Here is a 24,521-nt window from a genome sequence, read left to right as displayed (position 1 = left end):
CCCACGCGCTGCTCCACAACGACCAGTTGGAGGAGGCCGTCCGCACGGTCGAGGCCGAGGCCGCGCGGCATGAGCCCGGACCCGTGCGGATGCGGTTGCAGGCCGTGCAGTTCATGTGGGAGGGCATCCACGGTGAGACCGTCTCCCCGGCCCGCTCCCGGCGCCTCGCGGAACTCGCCGCCACCTGCACCGGCCGCGACAACTCCGAACGCGCCCTGCTGATCCTGCGCGGCTTCGACGCGATGACGCACGGCGAGAGCGCCCAGGAAGTCCTCGAACTGTGCGACCACGCCCTCGTCAACGGCCGCCTCGCGCCAGGCCTCGGCTGGACCGACCAGGAATGGGGCATGGAGCTGCTGATGATGCTCGGCAGTTCGTACGCCTACGCCGACCGGCTCGACCGCGCCGAGAGCCTCTTCGCCGAAGCCCTGCGCGCCTACACCAGCGCCGGCTGGCGCGGCGGCCACCTCTCCCTGGCCAACGCCTTCCTCGGTCTCGCGTACCGCAGGCAGGGCCGGCTCCGCGACGCCGAGACGAATCTCCGCGAGGCCCTGAGCCTGGCCGAACGCGTCGGCCGTGGCCTGCCGTTGTACTGGTCGGCGACGTGCGGACTGGTCGACACCCTGCTCGCGCGCGGCCACGTCGACGAGGCCTGGGCGATCGCCGAGCAGTACGGCTTCGCCCCGCCCTACCCGTCCACCATCGTGCTGCCCGACATCCGTACCGTCCGCGGCCGGCTCCTGCTCGCCGTCGGCCGTACCGAGGACGGCATCAACGAACTGGAGGCCGCCGAGAAGACCGCGGTCTCCCGTGGCGGCCACAACCCCGTCCTCGCACCCTGGTCCATCGAGCTCGCCAAGGCCCTCGCCACCCAGGACCCGGCCCGGGCGGCCCGACTCGCGGCGGACGCCCGCCGCCAGGCCGAGCGGTTCGGCACCGACACCGCCATCGGCGAGGTCCTGCGCTGCGCCGCCGCCCTGGAGACGGGCCAGCGCGCGGTGGGCCTCTCGGCCCAGGCCGTCGCCTACCTGGAGGCCTCACCCTGCCAGTACGAACACGCGGCGGCCCGCGTCGAGTACGGCATCGCCGCCCGCTCGGTCGCCGAGATCAACCGGGGCCTGGTGCTGGCGCGTTCCTGCGGGGCGGACGGGCTGGTGGCCCAGGCGAGGGAGGTGCTGGAGACGGGACGGGGGCTGCGGTAGCGCATACGGTCGGCTGTATACAGCCGACAGCAGCGGTGTGGCGTCGACTGTATGCAGTCGGCCGGCGGCCCCGGGACGTATCCCCGAGGCCGCCGTCCTTCACCTCTGTCTCATACGCCCAGCAGCTGATCGGTGACCGCGGCCAGCCGCTTGCGTACCTCCGGGTCGTACGTCGCCTCGTGTGCCCGTGCCGGGCGGGTGCCGTCGAAGTAGCCGCCGGTGCCCAGGTCGCGCGTGGCCAGTGCCAGTACGCCAGGGGCTCCGTCGGTGACCGAGTTCCACGGGGCGACGCCGGCCTCGCGGACCATGGCCGTGTCCATGAAGGTGGCGGGGTGCAGGACGTTCACCGAGACGCCGGTGCCCGCCAGCTCCTCGGCCAGGGTGAACGTGTGCGCGGCGAGGGCGAACTTGCTGCGGTAGTACGCCACCATGCCGCCGTAGCCGCGCGTGAGTTCGGGGTCGGCGAAGTCGAGAGGTTCCTGGCCGACCGAGCCGACGTTGACGATCCGGGCAGGCGGGTTGGCGCGCAGCACCGGCAGCAGGGACCGGGTCAGGGCGACGGGCGCGAGGTAGTTCACGGCGAGCCGCAATTCGTGCCCGTCGGCGCTCAGCTCGCGCCCGGTGCCGGGGGCGCCGCCGCCGACGCCCGCGTTGTTGATCAGGACGTCCAGCTCGGGATGCGCCTCGGCGACCCGGGCGCCCAGCTCGCGGACCTCGGCCAGCCGGGCCAGGTCGGCGACGAACCCCTCGGCCCGGCCCTCGGCGCGCAGCTCGGCGACCAGCTGCTCGGTGCGGGTCCGGTCGCGGCCGTGGACGAGGACGAGATGGCCGCAGCGGACGAGTTCGAAGGCGACGTACCGGCCGAGCCCGGAGGTGGCGCCGGTGATCAGAACAGTGGACATGCCGCCAGCGTAGGCACGGCCGGCGGTCCGTATGAAGGTGCTCCTGAAGCTACTACTGGCAGGGTCACCCTCGTCGTGGCAGGAGTACCGGTGGTTCTCAGGACGCGACCAGGTGGCGTCGAAGGACCGTCCGTCGCGCAGCACTTGGGCCGATCGGGTCGATGACGTGAGCGGGGCGGCGGCGGGGGTTCAGCCCTTGGTGCCCAGGATCTCCGCGAGGTCGTACCGCACCGGCTCCTCCAGCTGCGCATACGTGCAGCTCTGCGGTGTGCGGTCCGGGCGCCAGCGGCGGAAGCGGGCCGTGTGCCGGAAGCGCTGCCCGTTCTCCATGTGGTCGTAGGCCACCTCGGCGACCCGTTCCGGCCGCAGCGGCACCCAGGACAGGTCCTTCTTGCCCGACCAGCGGCTCGGCGCACCCGGCAGCCGGGCGCTCTCGTGCGCGTTCGCGTCCGACCAGGCCGCCCACGGATGCCCGGTCACGTCCTCCATACGCAGCGGCTCCAGCTCCTCGACCAGTTCGGCGCGCTTCTTCATGGAGAATGCGGCCGACACGCCCACATGCTGGAGCGCGCCCCGGTCGTCGTACAGGCCGAGCAGCAGCGAGCCCACGACCGGGCCGCTCTTGTGGAGGCGGTAGCCGGCGACGACCACATCGGCCGTGCGCTCGTGCTTGATCTTGAACATGGCCCGCTCGTCCTGGAGATAGTGCAGCGTGAGCGGCTTCGCCACGATCCCGTCGAGGCCGGCGCCCTCGTACTGCTCGAACCACCGCTCGGCCACCGCGATGTCGGTCGTCGCGGGCGCCAGATGGACCGGTGCCGTCACCCCGGCCAGGGCCCGGTCCAGCAGGGCCCGCCGGTCGGTCAGCGGCACGTCGAGCAGTGACTCGTCGTCCAGTGCCAGCAGGTCGAAGGCGACGAAGGAGGCCGGGGTCCGCTCGGCGAGTGTCCGCACCCGGGAGTCCGCCGGGTGGATACGCTCGGTCAGTGCGTCGAAGTCCAGCCGCCCCTCCCGCGCGATCACGATCTCCCCGTCCAGCACGCACCGTGGGGGCAGCCGCTCCACAAGCGCGTCCACCAGCTCGGGGAAATACCTGGTCAGCGGCTTTCCGGTACGGCTGCCCAACTCGACCTCCGGCCCGTCCCGGAACACGATCGAGCGGAACCCGTCCCACTTCGCCTCGTAGTGCATACCGGGCGGGATGCTCGCCACCGGCTTGGCGAGCATCGGCTTCACGGGCGGCATCACGGGCAGATCCATGCGTCTGATTCTGCTCGCATACGACCGTCGACGCCTACTTCTTCCTACTGTCGCCCGGTATGCGAGGTGTGCGTGGTGCGCCTACCGTGGCCGCATGGGTGCTGCGGTGGAACTGGAGGTGGCCGGGCGGACCGTACGGCTGTCCAGCCCGGACAAGGTCTTCTTCCCGGAGCGCGGTTTCACCAAGCTGGACCTCGCCCAGTACTACGTCGCCGTCGGCCCCGGCATCCTGCGCGCCCTGCGCGAACGGCCCACCACCCTCCAGCGCTACCCGGACGGCGTCGACGGTGAGTGGTTCTACCAGAAGCGCGCCCCCAAGGGCATGCCCGACTGGATCCCCACCGCGCACATCACCTTCCCCAGCGGGCGCAGCGCCGACGAGATGTGCCCCACCGAACAGGCCGCCGTGGTGTGGGCCGCGCAGTACGGCACGCTCACCTTCCACCCCTGGCCGGTGCGCGCCGCCGACGTCGACCACCCCGACGAACTCCGCCTCGACCTCGACCCGCAGCCCGGCACCGACTACGCCGACGCCGTCCGCGCCGCCTTCGAACTGCGCGCCGTCCTGGACGAGTTCGGCGGACTGCGCGGCTGGCCCAAGACCTCCGGCGGACGCGGCCTGCACGTCTTCGTGCCCATCGAACCGCGCTGGACCTTCACACAGGTCCGCCGCGCGGCGATCGCCGTCGGCCGGGAGCTGGCACGCCGGATGCCCGACCAGGTGACCATCAAGTGGTGGAAGGAGGAACGGGGGCGCCGTATCTTCTTGGACTACAATCAGACGGCGCGCGACCGCACCGTCGCCTCGGCCTACTCGGTACGGCCCCGCCCCCACGCCCCCGTCTCCGCGCCTCTGCGCTGGGAAGAGATCGGCAGCGCCCACCCCCAGGACTTCGACCTCGCCACCATGCCGGCCCGCTTCGCCGAACTCGGCGACGTCCACGCCGACATGGACGACCACGCCTACTCCCTCGAAGCCCTGCTGGAACTGGCCCGCCGTGACGAACACGACCACGGCCTGGGCGACCTCCCGTACCCGCCGGAGTACCCGAAGATGCCCGGCGAACCGAAACGCGTCCAGCCGAGCCGGGCCCGCCGCGAGCAGACGCCCTGACTCCCCGGTCTCAGCGCACGGGGGCGTCGATCCGCTCGCCGAATTCGGCCGGCACGCGCCGGCAGTCGGTCAGCAGAGCGACGTCGTCGGCGACGTCGTAGCGCATGTTGCCTCGGGAGTCGTCGTTGTTGTGGCGGCGGGACGAGGCCAGTTCGGTGCGTATCAGCGGCAGCGCCGGTGCGGCCGTCGGGCCCGTGCCCACCAGGCAGGCGGATGGCGGGGCGTTGCGCCGCAGTGGCCGACCACTCGTTCAGGAGCACGGGGAGTACCTCGGGGTGCGAGAGCGGCACCGGAGCGGCCCAGGGCCTCCGTCAGGTCGAGCGCGGCGTCCTCTCATAATCGCCGCACCAGCGGGGTGGCTTCGACGGCCCGCGGGCCGTAGGCGCACAGGGCGTGCAGGACCTCACGTGTCGTAGGACAACGGGCCGGGCCTGTGGATTTCTCCGTGCGGGCCTGTGGATTTCCCCGTGCGGTTATCCTGACCGCCAGCCGCCGCTGAGGAGTCCCGAGGAGTCCCGCCGTGTCCGAGGCAGTGTCGCGTCCCACGCTGGAGGCCGTGGCCGCGCGGGCCGGGGTGTCCCGGGCGACCGTGTCGCGGGTCGTCAACGGCGGGGACGGGGTGCGGGAGTCCCTGGTGGAGCGGGTCCGGCGGGCCGTGGACGAACTCGGGTACGTCCCCAACCAGGCGGCACGCAGCCTCGTCACCAAGCGGCACGACGCCGTCGCCGTCGTCATCGCCGAACCCGAGACCCGCGTCTTCGCCGACCCGTTCTTCGCGCTGCAACTGCGCGGTATCAGCAAGGAACTGACGGCCCAGGACAACCAGTTGGTGCTGCTGCTGACCGAGGGCCGGGGCGACCACGCGCGCGTGGCCCGCTATCTCGCCGGCGGGCATGTGGACGGCGCGCTCGTCTTCTCCTTGCACCTGGACGACCCGCTGCCCGGCCTGATCCAGGACGCGGGCGTCCCCACCGTCTTCGGCGGGCGGCCCGGTTGGAGCGACGGCACCCGGGACGCGGTGTACGTCGACAGTGACAACCGTGGCGGCGCCCGGCAGGCCGTACGGCATCTCGTCGGGCTCGGGCGCAGACGGATCGCGCACATCACCGGCGTCCTGGACCAGACCTCGGCGGTGGACCGGCTCGACGGCTACCGGGATGTCGTCGGGGACGGTGATCCGCGACTCGTGGCCGAGAGCGACTTCACGCCGGCCGGGGGCGAGCGTGCCATGCGGGAACTCCTCGACCGCTGCCCGGACACGGACGCGGTGTTCGCCGCCAACGACCTCACGGCGCTCGGCGCGCTGCGCGTGCTGCGGGAGAGCGGCCGGCGGGTCCCCGAGGACGTGGCCGTGATCGGGTTCGACGACATGCTGCCGCTCGCCGAGCAGGCGGACCCGCCGCTGACCACGGTCCGTCAGGGCATCGAGGAGATGGGCCGCCTGATGGCCCGCCTCCTGCTGCGCGGCGAGCCCACGGCCGACACGACGGACACCGCCGGCAGTCAGTCCGGCGCTGTGATCCTGCCGACCCTGCTGATACGACGTGCTTCGGCCTAGCAGCGCCTCCCTGAAGTGCCGCGGTCACACCGGGGGTTCGGCTTCGGTGTAGCGGAGCAGTACGCCCACGCCCTCGTGCAGTCTCAGCTGCCGCTCGGGTACGAGGACGAGTTCGGCCCGGGTGCCGACCAGGGCACGCGTGAGGACGGCGTCGGCACGCTCCTCGCGGACGTCCTCGATGCCGTAGGAGCGCAACTCCTGTTCGGTGAGGGCGAGTTGGCTGGGTTCGGGGCCGCTCCACAGCCGGAGCCGTGACTCGGGGTGGTTGTTGAGGAAGAGGGCTTTGACCTGGCCTCGTTGCAGGGCCGACACGGCCGCGGCGAGGCCTTCGGCCGACGCTCCGTCGTGGGCGCGCTGGGCGAGGAAGGCGGCCAGCAAGGACCGGTCGTGCGCGGCCATGCGCCCGCTGAAGACGTCTTCGAGCCGGTGCTCCAGCAGCGCCCGGCGCGGCTCGGACTCACCGGCGCCCTCGACGGTGGTGACCTGCCCGCGCAGGGTGACGGGAAGCCGCCGCACGAGGATGCCGCGCGCCCACACGTCCCCGGCCACCACGACCGCCTCGGCGTTGATGCGCCGCGCGTGGCCCTCCAGCTCCTGGCCGATCACCTCGGCGGCGTTCAGCCAGTCGGTCACCGGGATCTCCTCGTCGAGGCGGTGTCCCGGTGCGACCTTGGTCAGGGGCCACACGCCGACCTCGGCCTCGATCCGCACGATGCCCGGGGCGTCCGTGGAGTGCCGGCCGCTGTAGTGGACGTACGCCGCCACATAAGCGATCCCGGGAGAGTGCTGGACGACCAGCGGCAGGGTGTCCGGCAGCGTGCCGAAGTGCGCGCGGTCGCGTGCGGGCGGGACGGGCAGCTCGTCCAGCAGGGCCAGTCGGCCGTGCGCGGTGAACACTGCCTGCCCATGGGTGCCGGGGACGTCGGTGTCGCGGCCCACGGCCGACGCCGCCGCGGTGAGGGAGTCCTGATCGGCGCCTTCGGACGCCAGGGCGTCCCGCAGGCGCCGCCAGCGCAGTTCTATGGCGGCGTCGGGATCCTCGATCAGGCTGTCGCGGGAGGTGTCCAGATAGACCGACGCGAAGGGACCCTGCTGCTTGTACAGGGGTTCGAGGAAGGAAAGTCGCATGCTCCACCCCGCATGTTCCATGCGAGCGGCAGGATGCGGATGTCCGGGCCCCGCCGCTCTGACCAGCCATGCCGCCCGGGTTCCCGGGACCGTTGCCGACAAACGGCCCCCTCCGCCACCGCAGCGACGCCGGGGACGGGGTTCAGCCCTGCGGGGACTCGCTCCTGATCACCGCGAAGCGGATGCCGGAGGGGTCGGCGAGCCTGGCCATGCGGCCCACGCCCGCCATCGTCGTCGCCGGCACCCGGACCGTTCCGCCGAGCTGCTGTGCCTTCGCCACCACGGCGTCCGTGTCCTCGACCTCGAAGTACGGCAGCCAGTACGGGCCGCCCTCCGCCTCAGCCGGGTCGTCGGCCAGCGGGACCATCCCGCCGAACATCGACTCCGCTCTGCCGCCGCCCGGGTTGACGCACGTGTACGTGCCGCCGGGGAAGGGCACCGCCGAGGTCTCCAGGCCCAGCACCCGCTGGTAGAAGGCGGCAGCCGCCGCGACGTCCGGCGTGTACAGCTCGACCCAGCACAGCGCGCCGGGCTCGTTCGCCGCGTCCACACCCTTGGTCCGGCCCGGCTGCCAGATCCCGAACCGCCCGCCGGCCTGGTCGGCGAAGAGGGCCATGTGCCCCTCGCCCATCACGTCCATGGGCTGGAACAGCACGCTGCCGTGGGCCTGTTCGGCCGCCTTGGCCGTGGCCTGCGCGTCCTCGCTCTGGAAGTACACCGTCCAGGCCCCCGGGCCCTGCTCGGGGCCGGTCTGCACGCCGCCGGCCACCGTCCTGCCGTCCAGCTGGAAGAAGCCGTAGCCGCCGGCGTCCGGTCCCGCCGACTGGAACTGCCAGCCGAAGAGGCCGCCGTAGAAGGTGCAGGCGCCCTCGATGTCGGGAGTGCCGATGTCGAGCCAGTTCGGGGCGCCGTCGACGAAACGGGTGGTGAGCATTCTTGCCCTCCTCGGAAGGGATCCCGTTCTCTGCACAGCCGAGTCTGGCACCGCCCACCGACAATCGCCGCCGGAGAAACACCGCCCGCCGGAGCGCCGCCCGCCGTCACCCAGAGAAACCGGCCGCGTTCTCCCTGCTTTCACACCGGTTCCGCGCGCCGCCGTGCGCGCGGGTGTTCCCACGGTGGATGATCGGGGCGGCCGGAGGCCCTCAACGGCGTCGTTGATGCGGCGTTGATCGAACGTTTTTCGCCGCCCGGCACGATTCTGGCCATGCACATCGACACGATCATCCCGGCCGACTCCGCCTGGCAGGCCCAGGCCCTGTGCGCGCAGACCGGGGCGGACTTCTTCTTCCCCGAGCCCGGCAGCTCGGTGCGCGAGGCGAAGCGCATCTGCGGCATGTGCGAGATGCGCTCGGCCTGTCTGGAGTACGCCCTGGCCAACGACGAACGCTTCGGCGTATGGGGCGGCCTGTCCGAGAAGGAACGCCTCGCCCTCAGGCGCGCCTCACACTGAGGCGCGCCTCGCACTGAAGCGCGCCTCGCACTGAGGCGCGCCCCGGTCCGAGGCGCGCCAGGGCTTGAAGGACGTCAGGGCTTGAAGGACGTCAGGGCTGGAAGGGCGTCAGGCGCCCGCGCGTGCTGCCATCCGGGCCTTGCGGGCGGCCAGCCGCTCGTCGAACTTCAGGGCCTCCGCGTCGAGGCCGCCCATGAACAGACCCAGCTCCTCCTGGGCCTGGAGGCCCTCCGGGCCCAGGCCGTCGATGTCCATGACCTTCAGGTGGCGCAGCACCGGCTGCAGCACGTCGTCGTGGTGGATGCGCAGGTTGTACACCTCGCCGATGGCCATCTGCGCGGCGGCCCGCTCGAAGCCGGGGATGCCGTGGCCGGGCATGCGGAAGTTGACCACGACGTCCCGCACCGCCTGCATGGTGAGGTCGGGGGCGAGTTCGAAGGCGGCCTTCAGCAGGTTGCGGTAGAAGACCATGTGCAGGTTCTCGTCGGTCGCGATGCGGGCCAGCATGCGGTCGCAGACCGGGTCGCCGGACTGGTGGCCGGTGTTGCGGTGCGAGATCCGGGTCGCCAGCTCCTGGAAGGCGACGTACGCGATCGAGTGGAGCATCGAGTGCCGGTTGTCGGACTCGAAGCCCTCGCTCATGTGCGACATCCGGAACTGCTCCAGCTTGTCCGGGTCCACCGCGCGCGAGGCGAGCAGGTAGTCGCGCATGACGATGCCGTGGCGGCCCTCCTCGGCCGTCCAGCGGTGCACCCAGGTGCCCCAGGCGCCTTCGCGGCCGAAGAGCGTGGCGATCTCGTGGTGGTAGCTCGGCAGGTTGTCCTCGGTGAGCAGGTTGACCACGAGGGCGGTGCGGCCGATCTCCGTCACCTTGGACTGGTCCTTGGCCCAGGCCTCCCCGTCCTCGAACAGGCCGGGGAAGTTGCGGGCGTCGCTCCACGGCACGTACTCGTGCGGCATCCAGTCCTTGGCGACCTTCAGATGCCGGTTCAGCTCCTTCTCGACCACTTCCTCCAGCGCGTACAGCAGCCGCGCGTCGGTCCAGACGGACGGGCTGCCGAGGTGAGGGGAGGTGATCGTCACAGGAACTCCAGGGGGACGCCGTACTAAGGGGGAGCAAGGGGATGGTCCGGCGAGCGGGGCCGGGAAACCTACGTGATCGTAGGCTACGAATCCGTAGGTTACGAAGCCGTAGGTTAAGGGTGTCGTAAAGATCGCTGATCAGGCCGGTCAAGCCAGGTGCCGGAGGGTATGCAGAACAGCCCCGGGACCCGCAGGTCCCGGGGCTGTACGGGCGACACGATCATCCGGTCAGGAGTACAACTCGCGCATGCGCACCGAGAGGCAGGTCACACACCCCTCCAGCTTCTCGAACTCACTGATGTCCACGGTGACCACCTCGTGGCCGAGGTCGGTCAGCAGCTCCGCCGTCTTCGGGGCGCTCGACGCCATCAGGAGCTTGTGACCGCCGAGCAGCACCACGTGCGCGCCGGACTCCTCCGGCACCGACAGGAACCCCGGGAACAGCGACGGCCGGTCGACCTTCGGGATGTGCCCGATGACCGTCCCGTCGTGCAACGCGGTCACCGCCGACTTCAGGTGCAGCACCTTGCTCACCGGTACGGCCACCACGCGCGCGCCCAGCGGCTCGAACGCGGCCCGCACCTGCCGCACGCCCTCCGCGTTGGTGCGCCCGCCCCGGCCGACATAGACGGTGTCGCCGACCTTCAGGACGTCACCGCCGTCGAGCGTGCCCGGCTCCCAGATCCAGTTCACCGAGCAGCCGAGGCCGGCCACCGCCTCCTCGACGCCGGCGGTCTCCGCCCGCCGGGACTGGGCGCCGGGCCGGGTGATCAGCGCGACGTTCTTGTACATGACGACGGTGTCCTCGACGAACACCGAGTCCGGGCAGTCGTCCTCCGGGGCGACCTCGATCGTCTGCCAGTCGTGCTCGCGCAGCGCCTCGACGTACGCCTCCCACTGCTCGACGGCGAGTTCGACGTCGACCTTCTCCCGCTCGATGTGCGTCACCAGGCCTTCGGCGAGGCGGGGGCTGGGTCGGCGGACGAGGGCCTTCTTGCTGGGCACGAGGGGCCTTTCGAATCGGTGGCACGGCCACGGCGCCCGTGTTGCGCCGCTGGTCCGCCATCATGCAGGGCGCCCGGGCCAGGGCAAAACCCTCGTTGTCAGGCTGTGGCTCTCCTGAGATGCGCCATGTCTCCACGCCCTGCCCGGACCGCTGACCGCATACGGCTACTCAAGGCTCGCGATCGTCTCGGGCGTGACCTCCCTCAGTTCTCCCTCCTCCATCAGCAGCCAGCGCGTGATGCCGGCCGACTCCAGGAACGGCAGATCGTGGCTGGCCACGATCAGGGCGCCCGCGTACGACTCCAGAGCGCTGGTCAGCTGCCGCACGCTCGCCATGTCCAGGTTGTTGGTCGGCTCGTCCAGCAGCAGCAACTGGGGCGCCGGCTCGGCCAGCATCAGCGCGGCCAGGGCGGCGCGGAAGCGCTCGCCGCCGGAGAGCGTGGCCGCCTGCTGGTCGGCGCGGGCGCCCCGGAACAGGAAGCGGGCCAGGCGCGCCCGGATCCGGTTGTTGGTGGCGCCCGGCGCGAACCGGGCGACGTTCTGGGCGACGGTCAGTTCGTCGTCCAGCACATCGAGCCGCTGTGGCAGGAACCGCAGCGGGACGTGGGCCGTCGCCTCGCCGGCCGTCGGTGCCAGCTGCCCGGCGACGGTCCGCAGCAGCGTGGTCTTGCCGGCGCCGTTGCGGCCGATCAGCGCGATCCGCTCCGGACCGCGCAGGTCGAACACCCCGTTCACGCGCGCCCCGTGGGCCAACTCCAGGTTCTCCAGGGTGAGCACCTGCCGGCCGGGCGGTACGGCGGTGTACGGCAGGTCGACGCGGATCTCGTCGTCGTCCCGTACGGCCTCCGCCGCCTCGTCCAGCCGTTCCCTGGCCTCGGCGAGCTTCTCCTCGTGCATGATGCGGTGCTTGCCGGCCGCGACCTGGGCCTGGCGTTTGCGCTCGCCCATGACGATCTTCGGCTCGCGCTTGTTGTCCCACATCTTCTGCCCGTACCGCTTGCGACGGGCCAACTTGACCTGAGCATCGGCCAGTTCGCGTTTCTGCTTGCGCAGGTCCGCCTCGGCGACGCGCACCATCCGTTCGGCTGCCTCCTGTTCGACGGCGAGGGCTTCCTCGTAGGCCGAGAAGTTGCCGCCGTACCAGGTGACCCCGCCGGTGCGCAGTTCCGCGATCTGGTCGACCAGGTCGAGGAGTTCGCGGTCGTGGCTGACCACGACCAGCACGCCCGGCCAGGAGGTGACGGCCGCGTACAGCCGCCGGCGCGCGTACAGGTCGAGGTTGTTGGTGGGTTCGTCGAGGAGCAGCACGTCGGGGCGGCGCAGCAGCAGCGCGGCAAGGCGCAGCAGCACCGACTCGCCGCCGGACACCTCGCCGACGGTGCGGTCCAGGCCGATGTGGCCGAGGCCGAGCTCGCCGAGGGTGACCAGGGCGCGCTCCTCGACGTCCCAGTCGTCGCCGACCGTCTCGAAGTGCTCCTCGGCGACGTCGCCCGCCTCGATGGCGTGCAGCGCGGCCCGCCGGGCGGCGATGCCGAGTGCCTCGTCGACGCGGAGCGCGGTGTCGAGGGTGACGTTCTGCGGGAGGCAGCCGATCTCGCCGGCCGCCTTGACCGTGCCGTCGACGGGGGTGAGTTCCCCGGCGAGCAGCTTCAACAGGGTCGATTTCCCCGACCCGTTGACGCCGACGAGCCCGGTCCTGCCGGGTCCGAAGGCGATGTCGAGGCCGTCGAACACGGGCGTGCCGTCGGGCCAGTTGAAGGACAGGGACGTGGCGGAGAGGGAAGCAGAGGAAGCAGAGGAAGCAGAGGAAGCAGACGAAGTAGACATGGAGGCCTCGCGGTTGCTGGGTGCGGTCTGGACGGGTGCGTGTCGAGACACCGCGAGGCGGAAACCGAGGACCAAAGGCACGGGTTGGCCGGCACATCAGGCCAAAGGGCCATGGAAAAGGGCCTGTGCCCGTCGGAGGACGGCTCGGACGCCGAGGTCGCACGCCACGCACACCTCACCGGTGTGAACGCGGTGTCTCGGGACCTCAGACGAGCAACGTCCTTCTCCAATCGACGGCAACAGGACCGATGTACACGGTAGGAGAGGCCGGGAGGGGCGTCAACGCAATTGATCCCGGCTCCCGCGGTCTCTCAGCAGGCGTCCCGCATCAGCTCGGCCAGATCGCGGTCGAGGTCGAACTGGAGGTGCTCCAGACCGACCGGCACCAGCGCGCCGGTCGCCTCCAGGAACCGCCGGATCTCACCCGAGCGCACATGCACGACCGCGGTGCCCTCGGGGGCGTGGAACTCCAGCACCGTGCGGTCGTAGCCGTACGGCCGCACCCGGACGTCCCCGTGCCCCTCGGGGCCCTCCAGCCCGGCGGCGAGCAGCTCCCGGGAGAAGGTCCAGCAGACGTCGACGCCCTCCAGGGTGGCCGGCGCCGGGAACGTCATCCGGACGGCGAACGGGTCGCGCCGGTCGTAGCACAGCGTGGCCGGAATGTTCGGCATGCGCGGCGCGGCGGCGACGAGGCGGGCCTCTACTGGCTGCTCGATGACGGTGGACAACGCCTTGCTCCCTTGTGACGGCTGGACTGCTTCCGGGCGGGTGAGGCCCGGTACTGGATGAGACGACGGAATCCCTGGATCCGTGCGTACAGGACGAGTGACCTCGGTCACCGTTTTCATGCACGGAAGCGACTCGGCTGTCCTGCCGTGCCGGGCGCGGCAGTTGGGGCGGCCGGGGCTCTGGACGGCGCCGGGGGAGTGGGCTAGCTTCGCCCGCCATGAGGCGCTTGGGGAGCACGCGACGCAGGGGACGGGCGAACAGACTGGTGGCGGCGGGGGCGGCGTGCGGGGCGGTGCTGGCCGCGCTGACGGGTCCGGCCGCCGCGGCCGGGCCACTCGGCCACGAGGGCGTGCACTGGGCGCCGAAGGACAGCGGCGCCCCGCAGGTACGTTTCCGGGGGCTGGCCGCCATCGACCGGGACACCGCCTGGCTGGCGGGCACCGGCGGCACGGTGCTGCGCACCACGGACGGCGGGGCGAGCTGGCGGAACGTCTCTCCGCCGGGTGCGGCGGAACTCCAGTTCCGGGACGTCCAGGCGTTCGACGCGCGCCGCGCGGTGGTGCTGGCCATCGGCGAGGGCGAGGCGTCCCGGGTCTACCGCACCGACGACGGCGGAGCGACCTGGACGGAGTCCTTCCGCAACACCGACCCGCGGGCGTTCTACGACTGCCTCGCCTTCTTCGACCGCCGTCACGGCCTCGCCGTGAGCGACCCGGTGGACGGCAGGTTCCGCATCCTGTCGACCGGTGACGGCGGGCGCACCTGGCGTGTCCTGCCCGCCGACGGCATGCCGGCCGCCCTGGACGGCGAGGCGGGCTTCGCGGCGAGCGGCCAGTGCCTGGTCACCTCCGGCCCGGCGGACGCATGGCTGGCCACCGGCGGCGGCGCCCACGCGCGGGTGCTGCACTCCGCCGACCGCGGACTGACCTGGACGGCCGCCGACACACCGGTCCCGGCCGGCGACCCGGCGCGCGGCGTCTTCGCGCTCGCCTTCCGCGACCGCACCCACGGCCTCGCCGTCGGCGGCGACTACCGCGCCGACCAGCCCTCGCCGCAGGCCGCCGCGGTCAGCGCCGACGGCGGTCGCAGCTGGCAGCCCGCCGCCGCACCCCCACCCGCCTACCGCTCCGGTGCCGCCTGGCTCCCGCACAGCCGCACCACCGCGCTCGCCGTCGGCCCCACCGGCACCGACCTGACCACCGACGGCGGCCGGACCTGGCGCACGATCGACGCCGGCTCCTACGACACCGTCACCTGCACACCCGACCTGAGCTGCTGGGCGGCGGGCGAGCGGGGTCGGGTGGCCCGGCTGGAACGCTGAGACGGAGCCACACGGGTACTCGTCCGCTGTCCCACCACGAGAACGAGGCAGCGAAAGGAAGCGAGCGATCATGCCGAGGGGTTCCAGCTCCAAGCGTGAGCGCCAGTACGAACACATCAAGGAGAGCGCCCAGGAGCGGGGCGAGAGCGCCGGACGGGCCAAGGAGATCGCGGCACGGACGGTCAACAAGGAACGCGCCCGCTCCGGCGAGGCCAAGACCGCCAGCCGCAGCTCGACCCAGGACATGTCCTCCGGCGAGCGCGGCGGCAAGCGGTCCGGGAAGGGCTCCGGGGGCCCGACCTACGACCAGCTGTACAACGAGGCCAAACAGCGCGGCATCGAGGGCCGCTCCGACATGAACAAGGCCCAGCTGCAGCGCGCGCTGAACGCGAAGAAGGGCTGAACCCGCCGGGCTCAGCCCAGCGTCTGCCGGTGGTGTGCCAGCTCGGGGGCCGTCTTCGTGGCGATGAACTCCGTGACGCGGTACGCGCACACCCCGGCGGCGACGAACGGGTCGCCCGCGACGAGCTCCTCGATGCGGGCCCGGTCCTCCGCGACGGCCAGGATCACCCCGCCGTCGCGCGGGTCCTTGCGCCCCGAGGCGAGGAAGAAGCCGTTGTCGTACTGCTCTTCCAGCCACGTCACATGGTCCGGCAGCACGGCGTCCACGGCGTCGAGCGGCGCGGTGTAGGTCAGCTCCAGTACGAACATGATCGCGAGCCTACCCCCACGGCCCCGCGCGCCGCCGTGGGCCGTACAGTCGGGCCCACCATGACGACCGTACGCGTACCCGCGGGCTGGCCCGCGACCGAGGAAGAGGCCCGCGCCGTACAGGACGAACTGCGCGGGCGGGTGGTGCTCGACGAGCCGGGACCGCCGCCCGGGGCGGGCCGGGTCACGGGCGTGGACGTCGCCTACGACGACGAGCGCGACCTCGTCGCCGCGGCGGCCGTGGTGCTGGACGCGGCGACCCTGGAGGTCGTGGCCGAGACGACGGCCGTCGGCCGGGTGTCCTTCCCGTACGTGCCCGGACTCCTCGCCTTCCGTGAACTGCCCACCGTCCGGGCCGCCCTGGACGCGCTGCCCTGCCCGCCCGGCCTCGTCGTGTGCGACGGCTACGGCCTCGCCCACCCGCGCCGCTTCGGTCTCGCCAGCCACCTCGGCGTGCTCACCGGCCTGCCCACCATCGGCGTCGCCAAGAACCCGTTCACCTTCACCTACGACGACCCGGACCCCGCGCGGGGCAGCTCCACGCCGCTCCTCGCGGGCACCGAGGAGGTCGGCCGCGCCCTGCGCACCCAGGACGGCATCAAGCCGGTCTTCGTCTCCGTCGGCCACCGCGTGAGCCTCGGCAACGCCCTGGCGCACACCCTCGCGCTGACCCCGCGCTACCGGCTGCCGGAGACCACCCGCAGGGCGGACGCCCTGTGCCGGCGGGCGCTTCAGGAGGCGGTGACGGGCCAGGCGCCGGCCTCCTGACACGGCGGGCCGTCAGCGCGTCGCGGCCACCCGGAAGGTGATGCCCGCCGCGCGCAGCCGCCGGGTCAGCGCGTCGCCCATGGCCTGTGCCGTGGTGACCTGGCCGGCCGTGGGCGGGAGGTCGTCGCAGAGCAGGGCGAGGGCCGCCTCGGCGAACATCTTCGCCGTCTCGTCGTAGCCGGGGTCGCCGCCCGCGACCTCCGTGAACACGCGCCGGCCGCCGCCCTCGCCGACGAAGCGCACCGTGAACCAGCTCTTCGCCCGCTTCTCGGCGCTCGGGCCGTCCCCGGGCCGGAGCCGGTCCGACAACCAGCGCCGGGCGGGCGGCAGTTGTGCCGCCACCGCCACCGTGCCGACGGCCGCGACCCCGCCGAGGGCGACCGGCAGGTGCCGTACGGCGGCGTAGTGCCGGTACCGGAAGTCCGGGCCGTACCGGTCCAGGGCCGCCGCCGAGCGGCGCACGATCTGCGGGTCGACGGTGGGCAGCGGCAGCGCCCACGCGCCGATCTCCTTGGCGAACTTCGGCGCGCCCGCCGGCGCCGAGGCCCGGCGTCCCATCAGGCGCGGCTCGTTCCGGCGGCGGTCGCGCGCGGCGGCGGCCATCTGCCGTCCGCGCGCGAACTGGTTCAGCGCGGAGGCCAGGGTTCCGCCGGAGAGGGCCGCGTCGGCGGTGACGTACCCCTCCACGGTCAGCGGCACCCCCTCCGGCAGCTGCTGGACGGTGAAGTACGCGCCCAGGTCGTGCGGGACCGAGTCGAAGCCGCAGGCGTGCAGCAGGCGGGCGCCCGTCTCCCGCGCGCGTGCGTCGTGCCGGACGTACATCAGGTCCACGAACTCGGGCTCGCCGGTCAGATCGAGGTAGTCGGTGCCGGCGTCCGCGCAGGCGGCGACCAGTTCCTCGCCGTAGAGGATGTACGGCCCCACGGTCGTGGCCACCACGCGCGCGTGCCCGGCGAGGGCGCGCAGGGTGGCCGGTTCGGCGACGTCGGCGCGCAGCACCCCGATGCCGGGGCCGCCCGGCAGCCGGTCGCGCAACCGCTCCAGCTTGCGCTCGTCACGGCCCGCGATCGCCCAGCGCAGCCCCTCGGGGGCGTGGGCCGCGAGGTACTCGGCCGTGAGCGTGCCGACGAAGCCGGTGGCTCCGAAGAGCACGAGGTCGTAGGGACGGTCCGTCCTTTTCAGTCTGCTCATGACACCCCTTGGTCGTGCTGCCCGCGCCGTTGTCGGTGGCCGAGGCTAGCGTGTGGAGCACGGAGCCGGACGACCGCCCCGGACGCAACCGTGGCGCTTCCCGGGCACTTGGCTAAGCGCTTGCTCGTTAGGTCTTGTGTCCGGTGGAACGCGTTCTTAGCATCACCGGTGTTACATCAGTTGTGTCACACGCGTTTGGGGGCTGGACGGCATGACCACGGCAAAGACGCCAGGGGCGCCGAGCACGACGGGCGACGGCCCGCTCAGCGGCGTGCGCGTGGTGGAGCTGGCCGGTATCGGGCCGGGCCCGTTCGCCGCCATGCTCCTCGCCGACCTGGGCGCCGACGTGGTGCGCGTGGACCGCCCGGGCGGCCCGGGCCTCGGGATCGACCCCGCGCACGACGTGACGAACCGCAACAAGCGCTCCGTGATCGTCGACCTCAAGGCACCGGACGGCCCCGCGCGCGTCCTGGACCTCGCCGAACGGGCCGACATCCTCATCGAGGGCTACCGCCCCGGCGTGGCCGAGCGCCTCGGCGTCGGCCCCGACGCCTGCCACGCCCGCAACCCCCGTCTGGTCTACGGCCGGATGACCGGCTGGGGCCAGGAAGGCCCCCTCGCCGACCGCGCCGGGCACGACGTGGCGTACATCGCCCTCACCGGCACCCTCGGCATGATCGGCCACCCGGACGAGCCCCCGGCCGTCCCCGTCAACCTGCTCGGCGACTACGCGGGCGGCTCCCTCTACCTGGTCGTCGGCGTCCTCGCCGCCCTGCACCACGCGCGCGCGACCGGCACCGGGCAGGTCGTGGACGCGGCCATCGTGGACGGCACCGCGCACCTGTCCGCGATGATCCACGGCATGCTGGCCGCCGGCTCCTGGCAGGACCGGCGCGGCGCCAACCTCCTGGACGGCGGCTGCCCGTACTACGGCACCTACGAGACCGCCGACGGCCGGTACATGGCGGTCGGCGCCCTGGAGGGGCAGTTCTACGCGGAGTTCCTGCGCCTGATGGACCTGGACGACCTGGCCCCGGCGCACCACGACTGGACCCGCTGGGGTGAGGTGCGCGAGCGCGTCGCCGCCCGTTTCAAGTCCCGCACCCGTCAAGAGTGGACGGCCCTCTTCGAGGGCTCGGACGCCTGTGTGGCCCCCGTGCTGTCCCTGGGCGAGGCCCCGCACCACCCGCACCTGGCCGCGCGCGGCACCTTCACCGACCACGGCGGCCTCACCCAGCCGGCCCCCGCCCCCCGCTTCTCGGCGACCCCGACCACCGTCCGCACCGGCCCGGCCCTGCCGGGCGCCGACAAGGAGACGGTGGCGCGGGACTGGGGAATACCGGAACTGGCGAACGACCCCGCAGCCCCGCACACCCACTGATCCGCCCGGCACCCACCCTCCCGAAAGGCACCTCCGTGAGCACCGAAGCGTACGTGTACGACGCGATCCGCACCCCGCGTGGCCGCGGCAAGGCGAACGGCGCCCTGCACGGCACGAAGCCCATCGACCTGGTCGTCGGCCTCATCCACGAGCTCCAAGGCCGCTTCCCGGGCCTCGACCCGGCCGCGATCGACGACATCGTGCTCGGCGTCGTCGGCCCGGTCGGCGACCAGGGCTCCGACATCGCCCGGATCGCCGCGATCGCCGCGGGCCTGCCGGACACCGTCGCCGGCGTCCAGGAGAACCGCTTCTGTGCCTCCGGCCTGGAGGCCGTCAACCTGGCCGCCGCCAAGGTCCGTTCGGGCTGGGAGGACCTGGTCCTGGCCGGCGGCGTGGAGTCCATGTCCCGCGTGCCGATGGCCTCCGACGGCGGCGCCTGGTTCAACGACCCGATGACGAACCTCGCCGTCAACTTCGTGCCGCAGGGCATCGGCGCCGACCTGATCGCCACCATCGGGGGCTTCACCCGCCGGGACGTCGACGAGTACGCCGCCCTGTCCCAGGAGCGCGCCGCGACCGCCTGGAAGGAGGGCCGCTTCGACCGCTCCGTCGTCCCCGTCAAGGACCGCAGCGGCCTGGTCGTCCTCGACCACGACGAGCACCTGCGCCCCGGCACCACCGCCGACTCCCTCGCCAAGCTGAAGCCGTCGTTCGCGGACATCGGCGAGCTGGGCGGCTTCGACGCCGTCGCGCTGCAGAAGTACCACTGGGTGGAGAAGATCGACCACGTCCACCACGCGGGCAACTCCTCCGGCATCGTGGACGGCGCCTCGCTGGTCGCGATCGGCTCCAAGGAGGTCGGCGAGCGCTACGGCCTCACCCCGCGCGCGCGGATCGTCTCCGCCGCCGTCTCCGGCTCCGAGCCCACCATCATGCTCACCGGTCCCGCCCCCGCCACGCGCAAGGCGCTCGCCAAGGCCGGGCTGACCATCGACGACATCGACCTGGTCGAGATCAACGAGGCGTTCGCCGCGGTCGTGCTGCGTTTCGTGGAGGACATGGGCCTCAGCCTGGACAAGGTCAACGTCAACGGCGGCGCCATCGCCCTCGGCCACCCGCTGGGCGCGACCGGCGCGATGATCCTCGGCTCGCTCATCGACGAGCTGGAGCGCCAGGACAAGCGCTACGGCCTCGCCACCCTGTGCGTGGGCGGCGGCATGGGCATCGCCACGATCGTCGAGCGCATCTGAACTCCCCGCGGAACCAAGAGACTTCAGACTTCAACGGAGACGAAGACATGACCGAGAGCACCACCATCCGCTGGGAGCAGGACGACACCGGTGTCGTCACCCTCGTCCTGGACGACCCCAACCAGTCCGCGAACACCATGAACCAGGCGTTCCGCGACTCCCTCGCCGCGATCACCGACCGCCTGGAGGCGGAGCAGGAGTCCGTCCGCGGCATCATCTTCACCTCCGCGAAGAAGACCTTCTTCGCGGGCGGCGACCTGCGCGACCTGATCCGGGTCACCCCAGAGACCGCACAGGACCTGTTCGACGGCGGCCTCGCCATCAAGCGCAACCTGCGCCGCATCGAGACCCTCGGCAAGCCGGTCGTCGCCGCGATCAACGGCGCCGCCCTGGGCGGCGGCTTCGAACTGGCCCTCGCCTGCCACCACCGGGTCGCCCTCGACACCTCCGGCACCAAGATCGGCTGCCCGGAGGTCACCCTCGGCCTGCTCCCCGGCGGCGGCGGAGTCGTCCGCACCGTACGGCTGCTGGGCATCACGGACGCCCTGCTGAAGGTGCTCCTCCAGGGCCAGCAGTACAACGCCCGGCGCGCCCAGGAGAACGGCCTCGTCCACGAGGTCGCCGCCACGCCCGAGGAACTGCTCGCCAAGGCGCGCGCCTTCATCGACGCCAACCCCGCCTCGCAGCAGCCCTGGGACAAGCCCGGCTACAAGATCCCCGGCGGCACTCCCGCCAACCCGAAGTTCGCCGCCAACCTGCCCGCCTTCCCGGCCAGCCTGCGCAAGCAGACGAACGGCGCCCCCTACCCGGCCCCGCGGGGCATCCTCGCCGCGGCCGTCGAGGGCGCCCAGGTCGACTTCGAGACCGCCCAGGTCATCGAGGCCCGCTACTTCGTGGAGCTGGCCGCCGGCCAGACCTCGAAGAACATGATCCAGGCGTTCTTCTTCGACCTCCAGGCCGTCAACTCCGGCGCCAACCGGCCCAAGGGCATCGAGCCCCGCCCGGTCCGCAAGGTCGCCGTGCTCGGCGCCGGCATGATGGGCGCGGGCATCGCCTACTCGTGCGCCCGCGCGGGCATCGACGTCGTCCTCAAGGACGTCTCCGCGGAGGCCGCCGCCAAGGGCAAGGGCTACTCCGAGCAGCTGTGCGCCAAGGCCGTCGCCAAGGGCCGTACCACCCAGGAGAAGGCCGACGCGCTGCTCGCCCGCATCACGCCCACCGGCGAGGCGGCCGACCTCGCGGGCTGCGACGCGGTCATCGAGGCCGTCTTCGAGGACACCTCCCTCAAGCACAAGGTCTTCCAGGAGATCGAGTCCGTCGTCGCCCCCGACGCGCTGCTGTGCTCCAACACCTCCACGCTCCCCATCACCACCCTCGCCGAAGGTGTGGAGCGCCAGGCCGACTTCATCGGGCTGCACTTCTTCTCGCCGGTCGACAAGATGCCGCTCGTCGAGATCATCAAGGGCGAGCGCACCGGCGACGAGGCGCTCGCGCGCGCCTTCGACCTGGTCCGGCAGATCAACAAGACGCCGATCGTCGTGAACGACTCGCGCGGCTTCTTCACCTCCCGGGTGATCGGCCACTTCATCAACGAGGGCGTCGCCATGGTCGGCGAGGGCATCGAGCCCGCCTCCGTGGAGCAGGCCGCCGCGCAGGCCGGCTACCCCGCGAAGGTCCTCTCCCTCATGGACGAGCTGACCCTCACCCTCCCGCGCAAGATCCGAAACGAGAGCCGGCGGGCCGTCGAGGAGGCGGGCGGCACCTGGACCGCGCACCCGGCGGAGACGGTCATCGACCGCATGGTCGACGAGTTCGGCCGCCCGGGCCGCAGCGGCGGCGCCGGCTTCTACGACTACACGGCGGACGGCAAGCGCGCCGGACTGTGGCCGGGGCTGCGCGAGCACTTCACGAAGCCCGGGTACGAGGTCCCGTTCCGCGACATGCAGGAGCGGATGCTCTTCGCCGAGGCGCTCGACACCGTACGGCTCCTCGAAGAGGGGGTCCTGACCTCCGTCGCCGACGCCAACATCGGCTCGATCTTCGGCATCGGCTTCCCGGGCTGGACCGGCGGTGTGCTCCAGTACATCAACGGCTACGAAGGCGGCCTGCCCGGATTCGTGGCCCGCGCGCGTGAACTCGCCGAGCGCTACGGCGAGCGGTTCACGCCCCCCGCGCTGCTGGTGCAGAAGTCCGAGCAGGGGGAGCCCTTCAGCGACTCAGCCCGCTCCTGACCCGGTGAGCCACTCGCTCAGCTCTTCCCGCAGCGAGCGCTGGAACGTCGTCAGCAGCGCCTGCACCACCAGGGGGTGCATGTGCGCCGACAGGGACTTCACGTCCCGGGCGTCACGCTCCGCCACCTCGCCGCGGAAGAGCTGGGCCAGCTCGTGAGCCGCGGCGCGCGAGTGCTCCACGAGCACCTTGCGCGCCGCGAGGATCACCTCCTGAGACAGCGGTACGTCGAGGAGCTGGAGACCTAGGCGGAGCAGCCCGGCGTCGACGCGGACCTCGTCCTCGTCCCCGTCTCCTGGCACGAGGACGTTCATCGCCGCCAGCCGCTCCAGGTCCTCGGCGGCGAGGCGCCGTCCCGCCCGCCGTTCCAGCTCCCGCAGGGACACCGTCTCCACCGCGTCCGGCGCCCAGGACGCGACCACCGCGCGGTGGATCGCCAGGTCGTGCGGGGTGAGGTCCGGCGGCAGCTGCCGCAGGTACCGCTCGATCGCCGCCAGGGTCATGCCCTGCTGCTGAAGCTCCTCGATGAGGGCCAGCCGCGCCACGTGCCCGGGACCGTAGTGACCCACCCGCCGCGGACCGATCACCGGCGGCGGAAGCAGCCCCTTGCTGCCGTAGAAGCGGACGGTGCGGACCGTGACGCCCGCCTGCGCGGCCAGCTCGTCGATGGTGAGCGCGGGCTCCTCGGTACCGGTCGTCGCGTCGGTCGTCATGTGCAGCAGTATCGCTGTCTCACCAAAAGTGTGAAACCCGGGGAGGTCGTGTGAGAAGTAACGCTCTGTGACCTGGACCACCGTGTATCCGGCATGCTCTCTGGGAAGCTGCTGGCTTGGTCTGTACCGCGACTCACCAAGGTGGTGCGGGCCGAGAACACACGGACACCCGGGCCCACGAGGTCCGGGCGCACCAGGAAAGTGGTACCACCTTTGAGCAAGGACGCCCTGGACACGGCACAGGCCGTGGCCTCCCCCCAGGCGACCGCGAAGCCCGCGGACGCGGGCGACGCCGGTTACAGCAAGGACCTCAAGGCCCGCCACGTCAACATGATCGCCATCGGCGGCGCCATCGGTACCGGCCTCCTCCTGGGCGCCGGCGGACGGCTGCACAACGCGGGCCCCGCGCTCGCGCTGGCCTACCTGGTCTGCGGCGTCTTCGCCTTCTTCGTCGTCCGGGCCCTCGGCGAGCTGGTCCTGTACCGGCCGTCCTCCGGTTCCTTCGTGTCGTACGCGCGCGAGTTCCTCGGCGAGAAGGGCGCCTACGTCGCCGGCTGGATGTACTTCCTGAACTGGTCGACGACCGGCATCGCCGACATCACCGCGATCGCGCTCTACACGCACTACTGGAGCATGTTCACGAGCATCCCCCAGTGGGTGCTCGCGCTGATCGCCCTCGCGGTGGTCCTGGCCGTGAACCTGATCTCCGTGAAGATCTTCGGTGAACTGGAGTTCTGGTTCGCGATCATCAAGGTCGCCACCATCGTCGGCTTCATGCTGATCGGCATCTTCCTGGTCGCCACCCAGCACAAGGTCGGCGGCCACACTCCCGGCCTGAACATGATCACCGACCACGGCGGGTTCTTCCCGCACGGCGTGATGCCGGTCGTCCTGGTCATGCAGGGCGTGATCTTCGCGTACGCCGCGCTGGAGCTGGTCGGCGTCGCCGCCGGCGAGACCGCCGAGCCGGAGAAGGTCGTCCCGCGCGCGGTGAACTCGATCATGTGGCGCGTGGGCCTGTTCTACGTCGGCTCGGTCGTTCTGCTCGCCCTGCTGCTGCCCGGTTCGGTCTACCAGGCCGGCGAGAGCCCGTTCGTGACGGTCCTGTCGAAGATCGGCGTCTCGGGCGCCGGTGACGTGATGAACCTGGTGGTCCTCACCGCCGCCATGTCCTCGCTGAACTCCGGCCTGTACTCCACCGGCCGCATCCTGCGCTCCATGGCCATGTCCGGCTCCGCGCCGAAGTTCACCGCCCGGATGAACCGCAACCAGGTCCCCTACGGCGGCATCCTGCTGACCTGCGCGGTCTGCGTGCTCGGCGTCGGCCTGAACTACCTGATGCCCAGCCAGGCCTTCGAGATCGTGCTGGAGGTCGCCTCGCTCGGCATCATCAGCACCTGGGTGATCATCATGCTCTGTCACATGATCTTCGTCCGGCGCGCCAAGGCCGGCCTGGTCACCCGGCCGAACTTCCGCCTGAAGGGCAGCCCGGTCACGGAGATCGCCACGATCGCCTTCCTGCTGGTCTGCCTCGGCATGATGTGGAACGACCCCGAGGTCGGCCGCAAGACGCTGCTCCTGATCCCGGTGATCGCCGTCCTGCTGGTCGCCGGCTGGTTCGCGGTACGCCGCCGGGTCGACCAGAGCACCGACGAGGAACTGGCGCAGCTCACGAAGTAGCAGCTCACCGCCACTG

The 24,521-nt window shown here is 71.8% G+C and carries 22 protein-coding genes and 1 pseudogene; 11 read left to right on the top strand and 12 right to left on the bottom strand.

Annotated features, from left to right (window positions below; all coding sequences use genetic code 11):
• Nucleotides 1-1,202: pseudogene (locus ACWD3E_RS32690) on the top strand (ATP-binding protein); the annotation flags it as partial.
• 110 nt (nucleotides 1,203-1,312) lie between these two features.
• Here the strand turns inward: ACWD3E_RS32690 and ACWD3E_RS32685 are convergent.
• Nucleotides 1,313-2,104, bottom strand: coding sequence for an SDR family NAD(P)-dependent oxidoreductase (locus ACWD3E_RS32685; protein ID WP_451391160.1), 792 nt, complete (start codon nucleotides 2,102-2,104; stop codon nucleotides 1,313-1,315).
• 189 nt (nucleotides 2,105-2,293) lie between these two features.
• A complete protein-coding gene (locus ACWD3E_RS32680; protein WP_451391159.1) occupies nucleotides 2,294-3,364 on the bottom strand; it encodes an ATP-dependent DNA ligase in 1,071 nt (356 codons plus the stop codon).
• A gap of 94 nt (nucleotides 3,365-3,458) precedes the next feature.
• Between ACWD3E_RS32680 and ligD the strand changes: the two genes are divergently transcribed.
• Complete coding sequence (gene ligD, locus ACWD3E_RS32675; protein ID WP_451391158.1) at nucleotides 3,459-4,478, top strand: non-homologous end-joining DNA ligase; 1,020 nt, start codon at nucleotides 3,459-3,461, stop codon at nucleotides 4,476-4,478.
• Nucleotides 4,479-4,488: 10 nt separating this feature from the next.
• On the opposite strand, the gene ACWD3E_RS32670 is transcribed toward ligD, so the two are convergent.
• Nucleotides 4,489-4,680, bottom strand: coding sequence for a hypothetical protein (locus ACWD3E_RS32670; RefSeq protein ID WP_451391157.1), 192 nt, complete (start codon nucleotides 4,678-4,680; stop codon nucleotides 4,489-4,491).
• Nucleotides 4,681-4,998: 318 nt separating this feature from the next.
• On the opposite strand from ACWD3E_RS32670, the gene ACWD3E_RS32665 reads away from it, so the two are divergent.
• A complete protein-coding gene (locus ACWD3E_RS32665) occupies nucleotides 4,999-6,036 on the top strand; it encodes a LacI family DNA-binding transcriptional regulator (protein WP_451391156.1) in 1,038 nt (345 codons plus the stop codon).
• Nucleotides 6,037-6,060: 24 nt separating this feature from the next.
• On the opposite strand, the gene ACWD3E_RS32660 is transcribed toward ACWD3E_RS32665, so the two are convergent.
• Together ACWD3E_RS32660 and ACWD3E_RS32655 are read right to left on the bottom strand one after the other, a co-directional pair.
• Complete coding sequence (locus tag ACWD3E_RS32660) at nucleotides 6,061-7,164, bottom strand: baeRF2 domain-containing protein (protein ID WP_451391155.1); 1,104 nt, start codon at nucleotides 7,162-7,164, stop codon at nucleotides 6,061-6,063.
• A 142-nt stretch (nucleotides 7,165-7,306) separates the two neighbouring features.
• Entirely contained in the window at nucleotides 7,307-8,098 is a 792-nt protein-coding gene (locus ACWD3E_RS32655) for a VOC family protein (RefSeq protein ID WP_451391154.1), read from the bottom strand.
• Nucleotides 8,099-8,371: 273 nt separating this feature from the next.
• Between ACWD3E_RS32655 and ACWD3E_RS32650 the strand changes: the two genes are divergently transcribed.
• Nucleotides 8,372-8,617, top strand: a complete 246-nt coding sequence (locus tag ACWD3E_RS32650; RefSeq protein ID WP_451391153.1) for a WhiB family transcriptional regulator — start codon at nucleotides 8,372-8,374, stop codon at nucleotides 8,615-8,617.
• Nucleotides 8,618-8,725: 108 nt separating this feature from the next.
• Here the strand turns inward: ACWD3E_RS32650 and ACWD3E_RS32645 are convergent, their stop codons facing one another.
• From ACWD3E_RS32645 to ACWD3E_RS32630, 4 genes are all read right to left on the bottom strand, one after another.
• Nucleotides 8,726-9,700 carry an acyl-ACP desaturase gene (locus ACWD3E_RS32645; RefSeq protein ID WP_451391152.1) on the bottom strand — a complete coding sequence of 325 codons (975 nt, stop codon included), beginning with the start codon at nucleotides 9,698-9,700 and terminating at the stop codon, nucleotides 8,726-8,728.
• A 228-nt stretch (nucleotides 9,701-9,928) separates the two neighbouring features.
• Entirely contained in the window at nucleotides 9,929-10,705 is a 777-nt protein-coding gene (ddaH, locus tag ACWD3E_RS32640) for a dimethylargininase (RefSeq protein WP_451391151.1), read from the bottom strand.
• A gap of 165 nt (nucleotides 10,706-10,870) precedes the next feature.
• A complete protein-coding gene (locus tag ACWD3E_RS32635) occupies nucleotides 10,871-12,532 on the bottom strand; it encodes an ABC-F family ATP-binding cassette domain-containing protein (protein ID WP_451391150.1) in 1,662 nt (553 codons plus the stop codon).
• Between the two features lie 311 nt (nucleotides 12,533-12,843).
• Nucleotides 12,844-13,260, bottom strand: coding sequence for an SsgA family sporulation/cell division regulator (locus ACWD3E_RS32630; RefSeq protein WP_451391149.1), 417 nt, complete (start codon nucleotides 13,258-13,260; stop codon nucleotides 12,844-12,846).
• Nucleotides 13,261-13,478: 218 nt separating this feature from the next.
• Here ACWD3E_RS32630 and ACWD3E_RS32625 point away from each other — a divergent pair, with 218 nt between their 5' ends.
• Nucleotides 13,479-14,582 carry a WD40/YVTN/BNR-like repeat-containing protein gene (locus tag ACWD3E_RS32625; protein WP_451391148.1) on the top strand — a complete coding sequence of 368 codons (1,104 nt, stop codon included), beginning with the start codon at nucleotides 13,479-13,481 and terminating at the stop codon, nucleotides 14,580-14,582.
• Between the two features lie 70 nt (nucleotides 14,583-14,652).
• On the top strand, nucleotides 14,653-14,985 hold the full coding sequence (locus ACWD3E_RS32620) for a plasmid stabilization protein (protein WP_451391147.1): 333 nt from the start codon (nucleotides 14,653-14,655) through the stop codon (nucleotides 14,983-14,985).
• 11 nt (nucleotides 14,986-14,996) lie between these two features.
• On the opposite strand, the gene ACWD3E_RS32615 is transcribed toward ACWD3E_RS32620, so the two are convergent.
• Nucleotides 14,997-15,293: a YciI family protein gene (locus ACWD3E_RS32615; RefSeq protein WP_451391146.1), complete on the bottom strand. Its 297-nt coding sequence runs from the start codon at nucleotides 15,291-15,293 to the stop codon at nucleotides 14,997-14,999.
• Between the two features lie 60 nt (nucleotides 15,294-15,353).
• Between ACWD3E_RS32615 and ACWD3E_RS32610 the strand changes: the two genes are divergently transcribed.
• Complete coding sequence (locus tag ACWD3E_RS32610) at nucleotides 15,354-16,061, top strand: endonuclease V (protein WP_451391145.1); 708 nt, start codon at nucleotides 15,354-15,356, stop codon at nucleotides 16,059-16,061.
• A 12-nt stretch (nucleotides 16,062-16,073) separates the two neighbouring features.
• Here the strand turns inward: ACWD3E_RS32610 and ACWD3E_RS32605 are convergent, their stop codons facing one another.
• The gene (locus tag ACWD3E_RS32605) at nucleotides 16,074-17,252 is read right to left on the bottom strand and encodes a saccharopine dehydrogenase family protein (protein WP_451391144.1); all 1,179 of its coding nucleotides are present in this window, start codon (nucleotides 17,250-17,252) and stop codon (nucleotides 16,074-16,076) included.
• 211 nt (nucleotides 17,253-17,463) lie between these two features.
• Here ACWD3E_RS32605 and ACWD3E_RS32600 point away from each other — a divergent pair, with 211 nt between their 5' ends.
• The 3 genes from ACWD3E_RS32600 to ACWD3E_RS32590 are packed head-to-tail and all read left to right on the top strand — an operon-like array spanning nucleotide 17,464 to nucleotide 22,114.
• Nucleotides 17,464-18,633: a CaiB/BaiF CoA transferase family protein gene (locus ACWD3E_RS32600; protein ID WP_451391143.1), complete on the top strand. Its 1,170-nt coding sequence runs from the start codon at nucleotides 17,464-17,466 to the stop codon at nucleotides 18,631-18,633.
• 35 nt (nucleotides 18,634-18,668) lie between these two features.
• Nucleotides 18,669-19,883, top strand: a complete 1,215-nt coding sequence (locus tag ACWD3E_RS32595; protein WP_451391142.1) for an acetyl-CoA C-acetyltransferase — start codon at nucleotides 18,669-18,671, stop codon at nucleotides 19,881-19,883.
• Between the two features lie 47 nt (nucleotides 19,884-19,930).
• Nucleotides 19,931-22,114 (top strand): 3-hydroxyacyl-CoA dehydrogenase NAD-binding domain-containing protein, encoded by a 2,184-nt coding sequence (locus ACWD3E_RS32590; RefSeq protein ID WP_451391141.1) that lies wholly within the window; start codon nucleotides 19,931-19,933, stop codon nucleotides 22,112-22,114.
• Here the strand turns inward: ACWD3E_RS32590 and ACWD3E_RS32585 are convergent.
• The gene (locus ACWD3E_RS32585; protein WP_451391140.1) at nucleotides 22,100-22,825 is read right to left on the bottom strand and encodes a MerR family transcriptional regulator; all 726 of its coding nucleotides are present in this window, start codon (nucleotides 22,823-22,825) and stop codon (nucleotides 22,100-22,102) included. The two genes, ACWD3E_RS32590 and ACWD3E_RS32585, sit on opposite strands and share 15 nt — an antisense overlap.
• Nucleotides 22,826-23,038: 213 nt before the next feature.
• Between ACWD3E_RS32585 and ACWD3E_RS32580 the strand changes: the two genes are divergently transcribed.
• Nucleotides 23,039-24,505, top strand: a complete 1,467-nt coding sequence (locus ACWD3E_RS32580; protein WP_451391139.1) for an amino acid permease — start codon at nucleotides 23,039-23,041, stop codon at nucleotides 24,503-24,505.
• Nucleotides 24,506-24,521 lie beyond the last annotated feature (16 nt).

This window comes from Streptomyces sp. NPDC002676, from assembly GCF_053592455.1.
This window is presented reverse-complemented; position numbering and strand designations above follow the sequence as displayed.

Excerpts from the sequence above, each read along its gene's own strand:
- ACWD3E_RS32685 (WP_451391160.1), bottom strand. The coding sequence starts at position 2,104 with ATGTCCACTGTTCTGATCACCGGCGCCACCTCCGGGCTCGGCCGGTAC.
- ACWD3E_RS32680 (WP_451391159.1), bottom strand. The coding sequence starts at position 3,364 with ATGGATCTGCCCGTGATGCCGCCCGTGAAGCCGATGCTCGCCAAGCCG.
- ligD (WP_451391158.1), top strand. The coding sequence starts at position 3,459 with ATGGGTGCTGCGGTGGAACTGGAGGTGGCCGGGCGGACCGTACGGCTG.
- ACWD3E_RS32660 (WP_451391155.1), bottom strand. The coding sequence starts at position 7,164 with ATGCGACTTTCCTTCCTCGAACCCCTGTACAAGCAGCAGGGTCCCTTC.
- ACWD3E_RS32655 (WP_451391154.1), bottom strand. The coding sequence starts at position 8,098 with ATGCTCACCACCCGTTTCGTCGACGGCGCCCCGAACTGGCTCGACATC.
- ACWD3E_RS32650 (WP_451391153.1), top strand. The coding sequence starts at position 8,372 with ATGCACATCGACACGATCATCCCGGCCGACTCCGCCTGGCAGGCCCAG.
- ACWD3E_RS32635 (WP_451391150.1), bottom strand. The coding sequence starts at position 12,532 with ATGTCTACTTCGTCTGCTTCCTCTGCTTCCTCTGCTTCCTCTGCTTCC.
- ACWD3E_RS32625 (WP_451391148.1), top strand. The coding sequence starts at position 13,479 with ATGAGGCGCTTGGGGAGCACGCGACGCAGGGGACGGGCGAACAGACTG.
- ACWD3E_RS32620 (WP_451391147.1), top strand. The coding sequence starts at position 14,653 with ATGCCGAGGGGTTCCAGCTCCAAGCGTGAGCGCCAGTACGAACACATC.
- ACWD3E_RS32615 (WP_451391146.1), bottom strand. The coding sequence starts at position 15,293 with ATGTTCGTACTGGAGCTGACCTACACCGCGCCGCTCGACGCCGTGGAC.
- ACWD3E_RS32610 (WP_451391145.1), top strand. The coding sequence starts at position 15,354 with ATGACGACCGTACGCGTACCCGCGGGCTGGCCCGCGACCGAGGAAGAG.
- ACWD3E_RS32605 (WP_451391144.1), bottom strand. The coding sequence starts at position 17,252 with ATGAGCAGACTGAAAAGGACGGACCGTCCCTACGACCTCGTGCTCTTC.
- ACWD3E_RS32600 (WP_451391143.1), top strand. The coding sequence starts at position 17,464 with ATGACCACGGCAAAGACGCCAGGGGCGCCGAGCACGACGGGCGACGGC.
- ACWD3E_RS32590 (WP_451391141.1), top strand. The coding sequence starts at position 19,931 with ATGACCGAGAGCACCACCATCCGCTGGGAGCAGGACGACACCGGTGTC.
- ACWD3E_RS32585 (WP_451391140.1), bottom strand. The coding sequence starts at position 22,825 with ATGACGACCGACGCGACGACCGGTACCGAGGAGCCCGCGCTCACCATC.